9 protein-coding genes are annotated in these 15,470 nt (G+C 68.1%); 7 read left to right on the top strand and 2 right to left on the bottom strand.

Going from position 1 to position 15,470, the window contains the following annotated elements:
* Positions 1-157: 157 nt before the first annotated feature.
* A complete protein-coding gene (locus ISX93_RS14505) occupies positions 158-1,183 on the bottom strand; it encodes a quinone-dependent dihydroorotate dehydrogenase (protein ID WP_195779460.1) in 1,026 nt (341 codons plus the stop codon).
* A 222-nt stretch (positions 1,184-1,405) separates the two neighbouring features.
* Here ISX93_RS14505 and ISX93_RS14500 point away from each other — a divergent pair, with 222 nt between their 5' ends.
* Positions 1,406-2,275 (top strand): DUF6685 family protein, encoded by an 870-nt coding sequence (locus ISX93_RS14500; RefSeq protein WP_195779459.1) that lies wholly within the window; start codon positions 1,406-1,408, stop codon positions 2,273-2,275.
* A 127-nt stretch (positions 2,276-2,402) separates the two neighbouring features.
* On the opposite strand, the gene ISX93_RS14495 is transcribed toward ISX93_RS14500, so the two are convergent.
* Positions 2,403-7,268, bottom strand: coding sequence for an NAD-glutamate dehydrogenase (locus tag ISX93_RS14495; protein ID WP_195779458.1), 4,866 nt, complete (start codon positions 7,266-7,268; stop codon positions 2,403-2,405).
* 330 nt (positions 7,269-7,598) lie between these two features.
* Here ISX93_RS14495 and ISX93_RS14490 point away from each other — a divergent pair, with 330 nt between their 5' ends.
* The 6 genes from ISX93_RS14490 to ISX93_RS14465 all read left to right on the top strand — a co-directional run bounded on the left by ISX93_RS14490 (position 7,599) and on the right by ISX93_RS14465 (position 14,721).
* Positions 7,599-8,558 (top strand): AAA family ATPase, encoded by a 960-nt coding sequence (locus ISX93_RS14490; RefSeq protein ID WP_195779457.1) that lies wholly within the window; start codon positions 7,599-7,601, stop codon positions 8,556-8,558.
* Between the two features lie 144 nt (positions 8,559-8,702).
* Positions 8,703-9,641 (top strand): DUF58 domain-containing protein, encoded by a 939-nt coding sequence (locus ISX93_RS14485; protein ID WP_195779456.1) that lies wholly within the window; start codon positions 8,703-8,705, stop codon positions 9,639-9,641.
* On the top strand, positions 9,638-10,132 hold the full coding sequence (locus tag ISX93_RS14480; protein WP_195779455.1) for a DUF4381 domain-containing protein: 495 nt from the start codon (positions 9,638-9,640) through the stop codon (positions 10,130-10,132). The genes ISX93_RS14485 and ISX93_RS14480 overlap by 4 nt, the downstream gene beginning before the upstream one ends.
* Positions 10,125-11,156, top strand: coding sequence for a vWA domain-containing protein (locus tag ISX93_RS14475; RefSeq protein WP_195779454.1), 1,032 nt, complete (start codon positions 10,125-10,127; stop codon positions 11,154-11,156). Before ISX93_RS14480 ends, ISX93_RS14475 begins: the two co-directional genes overlap by 8 nt.
* The gene (locus ISX93_RS14470; protein WP_229732223.1) at positions 11,153-13,084 is read left to right on the top strand and encodes a VWA domain-containing protein; all 1,932 of its coding nucleotides are present in this window, start codon (positions 11,153-11,155) and stop codon (positions 13,082-13,084) included. Before ISX93_RS14475 ends, ISX93_RS14470 begins: the two co-directional genes overlap by 4 nt.
* Positions 13,081-14,721 carry a BatD family protein gene (locus ISX93_RS14465; RefSeq protein WP_195779453.1) on the top strand — a complete coding sequence of 547 codons (1,641 nt, stop codon included), beginning with the start codon at positions 13,081-13,083 and terminating at the stop codon, positions 14,719-14,721. The genes ISX93_RS14470 and ISX93_RS14465 overlap by 4 nt, the downstream gene beginning before the upstream one ends.
* Positions 14,722-15,470 lie beyond the last annotated feature (749 nt).

Raw genomic sequence — 15,470 nt, 5'->3', positions numbered from 1 at the left:
CTCCCACGAGGAGCCCTTTTTATTGCCTGTCTCTCTGTTCGCGGGTAAGCCTGTTCGTAGGAGCGCGCTTGCTCGCGATGCTCTTGCATTGCCCATTTCGCCAGCAAGCTGGCTCCTGCAGAATGCGCGCTTGCGTTTTCCCACCAGTCCTGCGCGCTCAAGCCTTGTGCGGCAGCGCCGCAATCGCATCCACGGCCTCGCCGATCAGCGCCGGCCCGCGGTAGATGAAGCCGGAATAGACCTGCACCAGGCTGGCGCCGGCGGCGATCTTCTCCGCCGCATGCCGGCCTTCGGTGATCCCGCCGGCGGCAATGATCGGCAAGCGGCCGCCCAGTTCCGCCGCCAGTACCCGGACCACATGGGTGCTCTGCTCGCGCACCGGCGCACCCGACAGGCCGCCGGCCTCATCGGCGAACCGCAGGCCTTCGACGCCAACCCGGCTCAGCGTGGTGTTGGTGGCAATCACCCCGTCCATGCCGGATTCCAGCAACGCCCGGGCCACCTCGACGGTTTCCTCGTCGCTCATGTCCGGGGCAATCTTGATCGCCAGCGGCACGCGTTTGCCGTGCTCGGCAGCCAGGTCTTCCTGGCGCCGGCGCAGGGCTTCGAGCAACTGCTTGAGCGAATCGCCGAACTGCAGGCTGCGCAGGCCCGGAGTATTGGGCGAGCTGACGTTGACCGTGACATAGCTGGCGTGCGCGTAGACCTTGTCCAGGCACAGCAGGTAGTCATCCACCGCGCGCTCGACCGGGGTATCGAAATTCTTGCCGATATTGATCCCCAGCACGCCGCGATACCTGGCGGCCTTGACCCGCGCCAGCAGGTGATCGACGCCATGGTTGTTGAAACCCATGCGGTTGATGATCGCCGTCGCCTCCGGCAGGCGGAACAGCCGGGGCTTGGGATTGCCCGGCTGCGGGCGCGGGGTGACGGTGCCGATCTCGATAAAGCCGAAACCCAGCTGGGCAAAGCCGTCGATGGCATCGCCGTTCTTGTCCAGGCCGGCGGCCAGGCCAACCGGATTGGCAAACTGCAGCCCCATCACCGTCACTGGCAGGCGCGGGGTATTGCACAGCAGACCGTTAAGCCCGAGCCGGCCAGCGGCGCCGATCAGGTCGATCGACAGCTCATGGGAAGTCTCCGGGGACAGCTTGAACAGCAACTCGCGGGCCAGGGAATACATGGACGGACAATGCTCGACACCAGGGGGAAGGCGATTATAGCCGCCAGCCGGCCGTTCCGGCGAGGCGCCGCGCTGCGGCAGGCACCCGCAGAGGCCCCTGCCCACGGCGGCAAGCCGCGCCGGCCGGCCCGCCAGCCCCGCCAATTGCAGCGGCTGCCCCCTGTGCGCCACAGTATTGCTCTGGCACACTTGCGCCGACGCAGCAGGAGCTATTGTCTGGTCATGAGCAGCACACCCACCCCAAGCATGAGTTCACGACTCGGCGCCCTGACCCAGCGCCTGGGCCTCAGCGGCCGTTCCGCGCGCCTGCTGCTGGAGCGTGCGGCCGCCCTGCAGCTGCCCTTCGGGCCGGTCACGCTGCCGCCAGCGAACATCTGGTGGCTCAGCGGCCCGCGCCTGCAGCTGTTGCCGGAACTGCCGCGCAGCGCACTGTCCGGCCCGGTGCAGGATGACAAGAGCGCCGCCCATGCGGCACTGGTCGAACTGATCGAGCAGGACACCGAGCAGCTCGAGGCTTTTGATCTGCGCCTGATCGACGGCCTGGCTGGCGGCAAGGACAACCCGCCAGCCTGTGCCAGTTTCGAGGATTACCTGGCCGGGCTGGAACAGCGTCAGGTGCGCATCATCAGCTACAAGGACTTCGTCAAGGCGATCAGCCAGGCACTGCCGCGCTTCGCCCTGCGCGAGCCAATCCACCTGCTGCAGGCGAGCTGGCATGGCAACCGGGTGTTCTGGAATGGCGAGCAGCAGGTCGAAGCCTTTGCCAACGCCATCGCCTATGCCCGGCGGCGCGGCCTGGAAGTGACCCTGCCGGCAGCACTCACCCGCTACCGGATCAGCCCGTCCGGGCTGGCCCGGCTCGAGGCGAACTACCATGTCCTGGCCATGCCTCTGCAGAGCTGGAGCCATGCCCCGTTCATGAGCCTGCTGGTGGACAGTGGCATCCCCTATGCGCGCCTGAGCCTGATGTCCGCGGCGGACGCCGCGGAATTCCTCCTGCTGCCCAAGTCCAGTGCCGAGGCCAGCGCCCTGGGCGAAGGCCTGCTGCTGGCCGGCGCCCCCGACATCTGCGTCTTCCTGCGCCAGCTGTAGGGTCAGCGCAGGGTGGGCGTAGGGTGGGCTTCAGCCCACCAAACCGGGCAGCGCCAAAGGGTGGGCTGAAGCCCACCCTACGCCGACCTTGCGCTGCACCGGCAACCGCCCAGGCAAAATCCCGGACTCAGGGTATGCACACCCCGTGCTGGCCACTCTGCGCCAGGTCGACCAGTTCGCGGTTGGCCACGGCATACATCGCATGGTCGATGCTGGTCGCCGCGCGCAGTTCGGCCAGCATTGCCTGCCAGCGCGCCACCGCCACCCGGTGCTGCTGCAGCCAGTCGTCCACGTGCTGCTCGACGGTTTTCGGGCCATTTTGCAACTGCAGCACCGACACGGTGATCGCCCGCTGCTGCCAGTCCAGGTCGTCGCGGAAGGCTTCCCGCGCCAGCGCCTGCCAGTTGCTGTCCACCGGCAGCGCGTTGATCTGCTGCAGGTACCAGGACAACTCCAGACGGCTGCCCACGCTGAAGTAGGCCACCGCCACCGCGGCGGCATCCTGTCCGGTGACATCCGCCGCCTCGATGATCGGCAGCAGGGTGTACAGGTGGCTGGTTCCGGCGACCATCCGTGCCAGCTCTTCCGGCACCCCGGCTTCGACGAAGGACTGGTACCGCGCCAGCCATTGCTCGCGCGCCGGGCCTTCGAGCAGCTCATCCAGCTTGCCCGCCAGCTCGACGATCTTCGGCGCGAAATGCGCCACATCGCGCGCCGCATCCAGCTCGTTGCGCCGGCTGCGGAGGAACCAGCGGGTCGCCCGCCGGCCCAGGCGCATCAGGTCGTCCATCAGGGCCATCTGCAGGGCGGCCGGCACCTGGTAGTCGAGCGCCTCGATCTGCTGCCACCAGCGCGGCAGGTGGAACACGTCACGCACGATCACATAGGCACCGGCCACGTTGGCCGCGCTCATGCCGGTGGACTCCTTCAGGCGCTGCACGAAGGTGATGCCCATGTGGTTGACCAGGTCGTTGGCCAGTTGCGTGCTGACGATCTCGCGCTTCAGCCGGTGGCGGCGCATGGCCTCGCCAAAGCTGCTGGTCAGGCGTGCCGGGAAGGCAGTTTCCATCTCGCGGGCCAGGTACTCGTCGTCCGGCACGCGCGATTTCAGCAGGGCTTCCTTGAGGTCGATCTTGCTGTAGGAAATCAGCACCGACAGCTCCGGCCGGGTCAGGCCCTTGCCGTTGCTGGCGCGCTCGCTGAGCTCATCGTCGGCGGGCAGGAACTCCAGCGCGCGGTCGAGCTTGCCGTCGGCTTCCAGCGCCGCCATCAGGCGCTTGTACTCGGACAGCCGCTCATGCGCCAGACGCTCGGCCAGCGACAACGCCTGGGTCTGCTTGTAGTTGTTGGCCAGCACCAGGCTGCCCACCGCATCGGTCATCTCGGCCAGCAGCTGGTTGCGCTGCTTGCCGGTCATGTCGCCGGCGCCGACCACCTCGTTGAGCAGGATCTTGATGTTCACTTCATGGTCGGAGCAGTCGACGCCGGCGGCGTTGTCGATGAAGTCGGTATTTCCCGCCCCGCCATTGAGGCAGTATTCGACCCGGCCCAGCTGGGTCATGCCCAGGTTGCCGCCCTCGCCCACCACCCTCGCGCGCAGCTCGCAGCCATTCACGCGCAGGCCGTCGTTGGCCTTGTCGCCGACATCGGCGTGGCTTTCGCGGCTGGATTTCACGTAGGTGCCGATACCGCCATTCCACAGCAGGTCGACCGGCGCCTTGAGCAAGGCATTGAGCAGTTCATTGGGCGCCAGCTTGTCGGCACGGATGTCGAAGCGCGCCTGCATCTGCGCTGAAATCGGGATGCTCTTGGCACTGCGCAGGAAGATCCCGCCGCCGGCGGAAATCAGCGCAGCGTCGTAATCGGCCCAGCTCGAACGCGGCAGGTCGAACAGGCGCTGACGTTCGGCGAAGCTCTTGGCCGGATCCGGATCGGGGTCGATGAAGATGTGCTGGTGGTTGAACGCGGCCACCAGCTGCAGCTTGTCCGACAGCAGCAGGCCATTGCCGAACACGTCGCCGGCCATGTCACCGATGCCGATCACCGTGGTCAGGTCCTTCTGCACGTCGATGCCGCGCTCGCGGAAGTGCCGCTGCACCGAGACCCAGGCACCCTTGGCGGTGATGCCCATGCCCTTGTGGTCGTAGCCGGCCGAGCCGCCCGAGGCGAAGGCATCGCCGAGCCAGAAACCGTAGTCGAGGGCGATGCCGTTGGCGATATCGGAGAAGGTCGCGGTGCCCTTGTCGGCTGCCACCACCAGGTAGGGGTCGTCAGCGTCGTGGCGGACCACATTGGCCGGCGGCACTACCTTGCCGTCCTTGAGGTTGTCGGTGATGTCGAGCAGGCCGCTGATGAAGATGCGGTAGCAGGCGATGCCCTCGGCCTGGATCTCGTCGCGACTGCCTCCCACCGGCAGGCGCCGCGGGATGAAGCCGCCCTTGGCGCCCATCGGCACGATTACCGCGTTCTTCACCTGCTGCGCCTTGACCAGGCCGAGCACCTCGGTGCGGAAGTCCTCCTCGCGGTCGGACCAGCGCAGGCCGCCGCGCGCCACGTCGCCGAAGCGCAGGTGCACGCCCTCGACGCGCGGGCAGTAGACGAAGATCTCGTACTTGGGCACCGGCCGCGGAATCTCCGGAATCGCCCGCGGATCAAGCTTGAAGCTGAAATAGCCTTTTGCCTGACCGTGGGCATCGGCCTGGTAGAAGTTGGTGCGCAGGGTGGCCTTGATCAGGTCCAGGTAGCGCCGCAGGATACGGTCCTCGTTGAGGACCGCGACATTGTCCAGGGCGGCGAGGATCGCCTGCTCGAGCTTCTGCTGCTTCGCCTCCAGATCCGCGCTGGTCAGCTTGCGGGCCAGGTAGAAGCGGGTCTTGAACAGGCGCACCAGCTCACCGGCAATTTCGGCATGGTTGAGCAGGGCACTGGCGATATAGCTGAGGTCGAAGCCCAGGCGGATCTGCTTGAGGTAGCGCGCATAGGCACGCAGCAGCGCCACCTCGCGCCAGGGCATGGCGGCAGTCAGCACCAGGCGGTTGAAGGCATCGTTCTCGGCCTGGCCGTTGACGATATGAATGAACGCATCCTGCAGGGTGTCGTTGAGCTGCTGGATATCCAGGTCCAGCCCGGCGACCGTGGTGAAGGCGAAGTCGTGGATCCAGAACTCGCGGCCGTCGGCGCGGCGCAGGCGGAAGGGAAACTCGCCGAGTACGCGCAGGCCGAGGTTTTCCAGGATCGGCAGCACATCCGACAGCGGCAGCGGCGTGTCGGCGTGGTACAGCTTGCAGTGCAGCTGCTGCTCGCCCTGGCTGAGCGGCTGGTAGAAGCTCATCACCAGCGAACGCTGCTCGGACAGGCTGAGCAGGTGCTGCATGTCGACCACCGCGAAGTTCGGTGCGAAGCGCTCGCGATAGCCGGCCGGGAAGCCCCCGGGGAACTCGCCCAGCACATGCATGCCCTGGGCTTCGCCGAAGCTCTCGACGATCAGGTCGGCGAAATCGTCCTTCCACGAGCGGCAGGCCAGCACCACCTCCTTTTCCAGCAGCGGCACATCGATCTGCACGCGGTTCTTCGGATCGACCCGCAGGATGAACTGCACCCGCGCCAGCAGCGACTCGGAGAAGAACGTCCAGAACTCGCAGTCGGTGGCCTGCAGGCGCTCCATCAGGATCTGCTGGATCTTCAGGCGCGTCTCGGTGGAATAGACATCGCGCGGCACATACACCAGCGCATAGACGAAGCGCCCGTAGGGATCGCGCCGCAGGAACAGGCGCAGCTTGTTGCGCTCCTGGATCTGCACGATGCTGATGGCGGTGGCAAACAGGTCGTCGACCGGGGTCTGGAACAGGTCGTCGCGCGGCAGCACCTCGAGTACCTGCTCCAGCTCCTTGCCCAGGTGGCCCTTGCTGTCGAAACCGGAACGCTCGGCAATTTCCGCCACCTTGCCGCGGATATAGGGGATCTGCTTGACGCTCGCGGAATAGGCGCCCGAGGTGAACAGGCCCATGAAGCGGCATTCCTTGACCACCCGGCCCTTGCTGTCGATCTCGCGCAGCGAGACATAGTCCGGATAGGCCGGCCGGTGCACCCGGCTCGGCTGCGCGGCCTTGGCAAACGACAGGCGCAGCGGCTCGCGCAGGTAGGCCAGGGCCTGCGCCTCGACATGCAGGTCAGCCGGGGTCAGGCCGCTGCGCATCTGCCGGGACAGCCCGAGCAGGGAATCCTCGGCGTAAATCACCCGGCCACCCTCGGCCTCGTCGACCACGCTGAATTCTTCGTAGCCGAGGAAGGTGAAATGGTCATCCAGCAGCCAGGCCAGGAAGGTGTTGATCTCGCCCTGCTCCGCCTTGTCGCGGGCCTTGCCGCCGGCCTTCTGCATGGCGTCCAGCAGTGACTGCGCCTTGGCCTTGATCGGGGCAAAACTGGCCACCACCACCCGCACATCGCCGAGCACGTCCTGCAGGGCCTTTTCCAGCGTGCGCTGGGCACCGGTGCTGGCGCAGCGGTCGATCTCCAGGAACATCAGCGCCTCGGCCGCCAGGCCGGGCTCCTCGGCACTGCGCGGATACAGTTCGAGCAACTCGCCCTGGGCATTGCGGCGCACCTTGAACACGCTGTTCTGCAGGGTATGGATGCTGTAGCCGCGCCGGCTCAGCTCCATGCGCACCGAGTCGACCAGGAACGGGATATCCGGGTGCAAGACTTCCACCGCGGCATGCGTCGACTGCCAGCCGTGCTTTTCGAAATCCGGGTTGAACACATGCACTTGCGGCTCGGCCGGGTTGAAGTTCTGGATCAGCCGCCAGGCCGACAGGGTGGAGCCCACCAGGTCGGACAGGCGTCGCTGGGTCAGCTCTTCCAGCGCCACGATGCCGAAGAAGCCCTCGGCGAACAGGGCCAGCTGCGGCAGGATCTGCTCGCTGACATGCGGCGCCAGGGCGGCGCGCAACTGTTGCTGGAAATCGGATTTGCTGGCTGCTGTGAAGAACGCCATGGTGGTACTCCGCCGGGCTGGGTGATTGACCGGTAAGTGTAGGTGAGCCGGCAGAATCATCCCGCCGGGCGCACCATGACCAAGCGGTCACGCTGGACACAGAGCTTAGCGAGGCGCGGCCGGGCGGGCTTGCCTGCGCGCGACATTTTGTTGCACCGGCGGCACGCCGGGCCGGGCGCGCGGATACCCGCAGCGCTCGCCGCGCCGGCATTACCCGGGCAAATGAAACTTGCAGCACAGCGGTTGGTCGAAGCGACCCGTATTGCTTTAAAGTGACGGCGCGCGCCTGCGCCCAACCCCTGTCAGCTACCCGTGGTGGAAGAACAACACATGGAACACCGAGAAGCCCTCGTTGCACTGCGGCACTTCCTCAGCAGCCAGATCCTCGGCCAGGAAAAGCTGGTCGAACGCCTGCTGATCGCCCTGATCGCCGACGGCCACCTGCTGGTCGAAGGCGCCCCGGGGCTGGCCAAGACCAAGGCGATCAAGGAACTCGCAGAAGGCCTGGAAGCCGAATTCCACCGCATCCAGTTCACCCCCGACCTGCTGCCCTCCGACATCACCGGTACGGAAATCTACCGCCCGGAAACCGGCAGCTTCGTGTTTCAGCAGGGGCCGATCTTCCACAACCTGGTGCTGGCCGACGAAATCAACCGCGCCCCGGCCAAGGTGCAGTCGGCGCTGCTCGAGGCGATGGCCGAGCGTCAGGTGTCGATCGGCCGCAGCACCTATGACCTGCCGCCGCTATTCCTGGTGATGGCCACGCAGAACCCGATCGAGCAGGAAGGCACCTACCCGCTGCCCGAGGCCCAGCTCGACCGCTTCCTCATGCACGTGCGCATCGGCTTCCCGGACGCCGCGGTCGAGCGGCGCATCCTGCACCTGGCCCGCGGCGTGGCGCTCAACGGCGAGGCACACCCGGAACAGAAGGTCACCCAGGAAACCATCTTCGCCGCGCGCAAGGAAATCCTCGGCCTGCACATGGCCGATGCGGTGGAGGAATACATGGTGCAGCTGGTGATGGCCTCGCGCACCCCGGCCAAGTTCGATGCCGAGCTGGCCGAATGGCTGTCCTACGGCGCCAGCCCGCGCGGCACCATCTCGCTGGACCGCTGCGCCCGCGCGCATGCCTGGCTGGCCGGACGCGACTTCGTCAGCCCGGAAGACATCCAGGCGGTACTGTTCGACGTGCTGCGCCACCGCCTGATTCTCTCCTTCGAGGCGGAAGCCGCCGGCATCGACCAGGACCGGGTGATCCAGCGCATTCTTGATGTGGTGGCAGTGGCGTGAGGCGGCTGGTTCTATTGCACTGGCCCTGTAGGAGCCAGCTTGCTGGCGATCAACCGGGGAAAGTGCATCGCCAGCAAGCTGGCTCCTACAAGCAACGCTGGCTGCTGCGCGCCTGCCGACTCTCCGCCCTGAGCACCTGGCGCCATGCATAGCCTACCCGCCCAAGCGGGCATCCGCGTCAGCCTCGCCGAGCTGATCAACATGCGCCATCACGTGCACGAGGTGCAGATCTTCTCCACCCCGGCACGGCGCAGCCCGCTGATCGGCCTGCACCATTCCAAGCTGCGCGGGCGCGGCATCGACTTCGACCAGGTGCGCGCCTACCAGCCCGGCGACGACGTGCGCACCATCGACTGGCGCGTCACCGCGCGCACCCAGGAACCGCACACCAAGGTCTTCCACGAGGAACGCGAACGGCCGATCTTCCTCATCGTCGAGCAAAGCCGGCGGCTGTTCTTCGGTTCCGGACTGGCCCTCAAGTCGGTGATTGCCGCCCACGCGGCGAGCCTGCTCGGCTGGGCGGCGCTGGGGCACAACGACCGTATCGGCGGGCTGGTGTTCAACGACAGCGAGCAGCATGAGGTGCGCCCGCGGCGCAGCAAGCAGAGCCTGCTGCAACTGCTCAACTGGCTGGTACGCGCCAACCAGCACCTCAGCGCCGGCACGCCTGCCAGCGAGCGCGACGGTTTCAGCCTGGCCCTGCGCCGTGCCCGCGAGGTGCTGCGGCCCGGCTCGCTGGTGGTGATCCTGTGTGACGAGCGCGCGCTCAGCGACACCGCCGAGCAGCAACTCAGCCTGCTGGCGCGGCACACCGACCTGCTCCTGCTGCCGCTCTCCGACGCGCTCGACCATGCCCTGCCCGCGGCCGGCCTGCTGCGCTTTGCCGAACGCAGCGCAGAGCTGGAACTGGACACCCAGGACGCCGACCTGCGCCAGCGCTACCAGGCCCTCGGCGAGGCCCGCCAGGCCCGCTGGCAGCGCCTGGCGCAGAAACTCGGCGTACTGCTGTTGCCGCTGCACACCCGCGCCGGGGTGATCGAACAGCTGCGCGAGCAGTTGCAGCAGCGCGGTAGCGGCCAGTGAACCCGCTCGACCAGCTGCAGCCGCCGATCACGCCACCGGCCATCGCCTGGTGGCCGCCCGCGCCCGGCTGGTGGCTGCTGCTGATCGGCCTGCCGCTGCTGTTCTGCGGCCTCTGGTGGCTGCGTGGCCGGCTCCGGCGCAAGCCGCGCCAGCCGACCCGCGCCGAGGAACTCGATCCGCTGCGCCAGGCCGCCCTGCACGAACTGGCGCAACTGCAACCGCCGGCGCCGGGCGAACCGGCCGGGCTCTGGCTGCAGCAACTGAATGCCCTGCTCAAGCGCCTGTGCCGCGAGCACTACCCCAACCAGCACAGCCACACCCTCAGCGGCCGTGCCTGGCTGGCCTTCCTCGACAGCCGCTGCCCGGCTGCCGGCCTGACGCGCTGGATGGTGCTGGTCGACGGCGGCTATCGTGCCCAGTGCAAGCTCGATGCCGGCGCCATCGAGGGGCTGAACAAGTCCGTGGACACCTGGATTCGCAAGCATGTTTGAGTTCACCTGGCCGTGGGTCTTCCTGCTCGCGCCGCTGCCCTGGCTGCTGCGCCGGCTGCTGCCGCCGGCCGACAGCGGCGAAGCCGCGCTGCAGGTAAGTTTCCTCGCCGAGCTGGAAAGCCTGGCCGGCCGGCGCGCCCGCAAGACCCTGCCGGACCTGCGCCAGCACGCCCCGCTGGTACTGGTCTGGCTGCTCCTGGTGCTGGCCGCGGCGCGCCCGGAATGGGTCGGCGAGCCCCTGCCGGTGCCGTCCAGCGGACGCGACCTGATGCTCGCGGTGGATGTCTCCGGCTCCATGGATTACACCGACATGCGCTGGCACGGCGAGGAAGTCAGCCGCCTGGAACTGGTCAAGGGGCTGATCGGCGAGTTCATCGACGGCCGCCAGGGTGATCGCCTCGGGCTGATCCTGTTCGGCACCCAGGCCTACCTGCAGGCGCCGCTGACCTTCGACCGGCAGACGGTGAAGACCTGGCTGGAGGAAGCGCTGATCGGCATCGCCGGGAAGAACACCGCCATCGGCGATGCCATCGGCCTGGGCGTCAAGCGCCTGCGCGAACGCCCGGCGCAGAGCCGCGTGCTGGTGCTGGTGACCGATGGCGCCAACACCGCCGGCCAGATCGAGCCGCTGACCGCCGCCCAGCTGGCCGCCGAACAAGGGGTGAAGATCTACACCATCGGCATCGGTGCCGACCCCGCCAGCGGCGGCATTGGCGGGTTGCTCGGGATGAATCCGGGCCTTGATCTCGACGAGCCGCAACTCACTGCGATTGCCGCCGCCACCGGTGGCCAGTACTTCCGCGCCCGCGATGCCGGCGAACTGGCGCAGATCAGCCAGGTCCTCGACCAACTGGAGCCGGTCGCCCAGCAACCCACCCAGGCGCGCCCGGCGCAACCGCTGTTTCCCTGGCCGCTGGGCCTGGCCATGCTGCTGAGCATGCTGCTGGTGGCCGGCGAACTGTGGCCGCAGGCCTGGCACAAAGCCCGCGGCCAGGCCCGCCGGTTACTGCGGAGGCAGCCATGAGCGCACTCTGGCCGCACTGGTTGCGCCCCGGCTGGCTGCTCCTGCTGCCGCTGCTGCTCTGGCTGGGCTGGCAGCTGTGGCACCGCCCGCACCGCAGCGGCCGCTGGCAGGCACTGATCCCGCCAGCCTTCCAGCCGATCCTGCTGCTCGGTGGCGACCAGCGCCGCAGTCGCCTGCCCTGGCTGGCGCTGGCCGCCGCCTGGCTGCTCGGCCTGCTGGCCCTGCTCGGGCCGAGCTGGCAGCAGGTCGAGGAGCACCCGCAGAAACGCGCCGACCCACTGGTGGTGGTACTCGACCTCAGCGCCGAAATGCTCGCCAGCGACACCCCGCCGAGCCGCCTGGAACAGGCCCGGCGCAAGCTGCTCGACCTGCTCGAGGCACGCGGCGACGCGCAGACCGCGATCGTCGTGTATGCCGGCAGCGCGCACAGCCTGGTACCGCTTTCCGATGACCTGCTGACCGCGCGCAACCTGCTCGAAGCGTTGAAGCCGTCGATCATGCCGGTGCCCGGCCGGCGCGCCGACCTCGGCGTGGCCAGGGCCTTGCAGCTGCTGCAGCAGGGCGCCAACGGCGAGGGCCGCATCCTGCTGATCAGCGCCCGCCTGGATGACGCCGAACAGCAGGCGATCCGCCAGCTGCTCGACAAGCCGCACAACCGCCTGGACATCCTCGGCGTCGGCACCCCCGAAGGCGCGCCGATCCTCCAGGCCGACGGCAGCTTCCTCAAGGACGAGAACGGCGGCATCCTCCTGCCGCGCCTGGACGAAGGCGCCCTGCAGCGCTTCGCCAGCGACATCGGCGGCCGTTACAGCCGTGCCAGCCTGGACAACCGCGACCTCGATCGCCTGCACTTGCTCGAGCGCGCGCAGAGCACCCGCCAGGCCAGCGAACCGACCCGCCTGCAGCTGTGGGCCGACGCCGGCCACTGGCTGCTGCTGCCGCTGCTGCTGCTCGCCGCCTGCGCCGGCCGCCGTGGCTGGCTGCTGGTGCTGCCGCTGCTGCTGGTCATGCCGCGCCCGGTGTATGCCTTCGAGTTCATCGACCTGTGGCTGACCCCCGACCAGCAGGGTGCCCGGCTGCTGCAGAAACAGCAGCCAGCCGCGGCCGCCGAGCAGTTTGCCGACCCGCAATGGCAAGGTATCGCGCTGTACCAGGCGGGCAAATACACGGATGCCGCCAGCCGCTTCAATCAAGGTGACAGCAGCGCCGACCACTACAACCGCGGCAACGCGCTGGCGCAAAATGGCGACCTGGAAGCGGCACTGGACGCCTACGACACCGCGCTGGAGCGCGATCCGGAGCTGGCCCAGGCACGGCAGAACAGGGCCCTGGTCGAAGACCTGCTGCGCCAGCAGAAAGAACAGCAGCAGGCGCAGGAAGCAGCCGCCGGGCAGCCGGGCGAGGACGCCCGGCAACCGCCATCTGCCTCGCCAGGTTCGTCGCCGTCACCGTCGCCGGGCAAGGCTGACCGGCCGCAGGCGCAGACGCCGGAGGCTCCCGCCAGCACACCGCAGGCAGCCGCCGCCGGGCCGGCGCAGGCGGGCGCCGAGGCCGGGCAGCCGGCCCAGCCAGGCACGCCGCCGGCAACGCCAGAGCCAGCCGGCAAGCAGCCGGCGGCGGCAGCGGAAAACGCCACCGACCCGACCACCGGCGCCGGCCAGGCCGGGGCCGACGCCGCCAGCGAGAGCCTTGACGGCAATCCCGGCCAGGCCCCGCGCGGACGCCCGTCCCACACCCCGAGCGCAACCGGCGCCGGGTTGCCCGGCCAGCCGGGCGACGCCGAACCGGGCAACAGCGCCCCACCGCTGGACGAGGAAAGTCGCCAGGCCCTCGAACAATGGCTGCGGCAGATTCCGGATGATCCGGCAGAACTGCTGCGCCGCAAGTTCTGGTATGAACAGCAACAACGCCAGGAAAATTTGCCATGATGCGTTCCCCCAGAGCCCTGCTCGCCAGCAGCCTGCTGCTCCTTCTGCTGACCGCCCAGGCCGGCGCCGCCAGCTTCACCGCCAGCGTCGAGCGCAGCCACCTGAGCCAGGGCGAAACCGTCGAGCTGCGCCTGCAGTCGGATGACCCGACACTGTTCGGCAAACCCGACCTGGCACCGCTGGAGCAGGACTTCGAAGTGCTCGGCAGTCGCCAGCTGAACCAGCTCAGCAGCATCAATGGCAGCACCAGCGCCACCACCACCTGGACGGTCAGCCTGCGGCCGCGGCGCAGCGGCGAGCTGGAAATACCGCCACTGCAACTGGGTGAACTGCGCAGCCAGCCGATCCGCCTGCAGGTCAGCCAGGACGACGGTAGCGCCAGCGCCTCCAGCGCACCGATCTTCATCGACGCCAGCCTCGACCACGACAGTGTTTATGTGCAGGCGCAGGCCGTGCTGACCCTGCGCATCTACCACTCGGTATCGCTGTACAACGACAGCAGCCTGACCCCGCTGAAAATGCCCGACGCGCGCGTCGAGCAACTGGGTGCCGCGCGCACCTACGAGAAGGACATCAACGGCGTGCGGCATGGCGTGATCGAACTCAACTACGCGATCTTCCCGCAGAAGAGTGGCGAGCTGAGCATCCCCGCGCTGACCTTCAGCGCCACCCTGGCGAATCGCTCGAACAGTTCCGGCTTCATGTCCTTCGGCAAGCCGACCCAGCTGAAGTCGCCGAGCATCCCGCTGCAGGTCAAGGCCAAACCGGCCGGCTACCCGGCCGACGCGGCCTGGTTGCCGGCGCGCGCACTGAGCCTGAACGAGGCCTGGAACCCGGAGCCGGACAACCTGCAAGTCGGTGAATCGGTGACCCGCAGCCTGCTGCTGAAGGTCGACGGCCTGTCGGCCGCGCAACTGCCGCCGCTGCCGGAGAACCTGCCCGGCGGCCTGCGCCACTATCCGGAACAGCCCAAGTTGGCCAGCCAGACCAGCGCCAACGGGGTGATCGGCAGCCGCGAAGAACGCCAGGCGCTGGTACCGACCCAGAGTGGCGAGCTGCTCCTGCCGGCCATCGAGGTGGTCTGGTGGAACACCGAGGAAGATCGCCTGATCCGTACCGCACTGCCGGCCCGCACCCTCAGGATCGGCGACAACCCGAGCCTGTTGCTGGGCCAGGCACCCAGCGGCGATCCGGCCACGCTGGTGGCCGGCAACCAGCCCCTGCTGTGGCCCTGGCAGCTGGCCAGCGGCCTGTTGCTGTGCACCACCCTGCTCGGCTTCGGCCTCTGGTGGCGGGCGCGCCGGCAGCCGGCGATCGTCGCCACGGTGCAGACCGGGCCCAGCCCGCGCACCCTGCTCGATGAACTCAAGCGCGCCTGCCAGGCCAACGATGCCGCCCTCACCCGCCAGGCCCTGGATGCCTGGGCGCGCCAGCAACCGGAAACCCTGGCCGACATGGCGGCGCGCTTTGCGCCGCTGTCGGAAGCCCTCGACGGGCTCAACGGGGTGCTGTACAGCCCCAGCGAGGTGAGCTGGGATGGCAAGGACCTGTGGCAGGCCATCCGCAACATGCCGCCGGCCACCGCCACCACCACCCAGGCCGAAACCAGCCCGCTGCCGCCGCTGTATCCGCGCTGAGGCTGGGCGGCTGCGCTCGCCCTGCGCAATCTGGCCGGGCGGCTGCAACCCGCCCGGCAACCTGGCGCCGGACTGGCCATGCCGAGGGGCTTGGGTTTAGAGGCCATGCCGATTGTCGTGGCGGGCCGAGCCGGTGGGTTGCGCCCTCCTGGGCGCCTCACTTTTCTTTGCTTGTGCAAAGAAAAGTAAGCAAAAGAAACACCCCCCGGCATCCGGGTCTCGCTGCGCTCGACTGCCCTCGCTCCGGCGCTGTTCCGAGGGTCGTCGCGAAGGGCCATCCCTGGCCCATCGTTCCTCATTTGGCATCCCTGCCAAATGCCCCTCTGCACAGCACCTGCACTCGGCCTCCTGACGGGGCCTGGTCGCCAGCCGAACCAGCTAACCCGCCGTTGCCGCGCGGGTTGCACCCGCCCTACCAAACCGATCGATATATTTCCGGGTGCGCACGGACTGGAAGTCCCGTCAGGAGGGTGAGCGGAATCGGTGCGGAGGGGGTTGAGTCGCATGGATGCGACGAAAGCTGCGCTGGGCCATGGACGGCCCATCGCAGCGGGCCCCTGGAGCAGCGATGGATCGAACGCACCCCGAGCGCGCAGCGCTCGGGGCCGGATGCCGGGGGTGCTTTCTCTTTGGTTACTTTCTCTTTGCACAAGCTGTATAGACCGGACACATAGCTGACAGGTGTGCGGGGACATGGTTGACACTTCCGGCGAGCCAACCTTGCCGGGAAACCACTATGCCCTGGAATG

Origin of the sequence: Pseudomonas sp. N040 (assembly GCF_015637705.1) — a bacterium.
In the GTDB taxonomy this organism is placed as follows: Bacteria; Pseudomonadota; Gammaproteobacteria; order Pseudomonadales; family Pseudomonadaceae; genus Aquipseudomonas.
The sequence above is the reverse complement of the archived record's forward strand: the minus strand, read 5'-3'. Positions and strand labels throughout refer to the sequence as shown.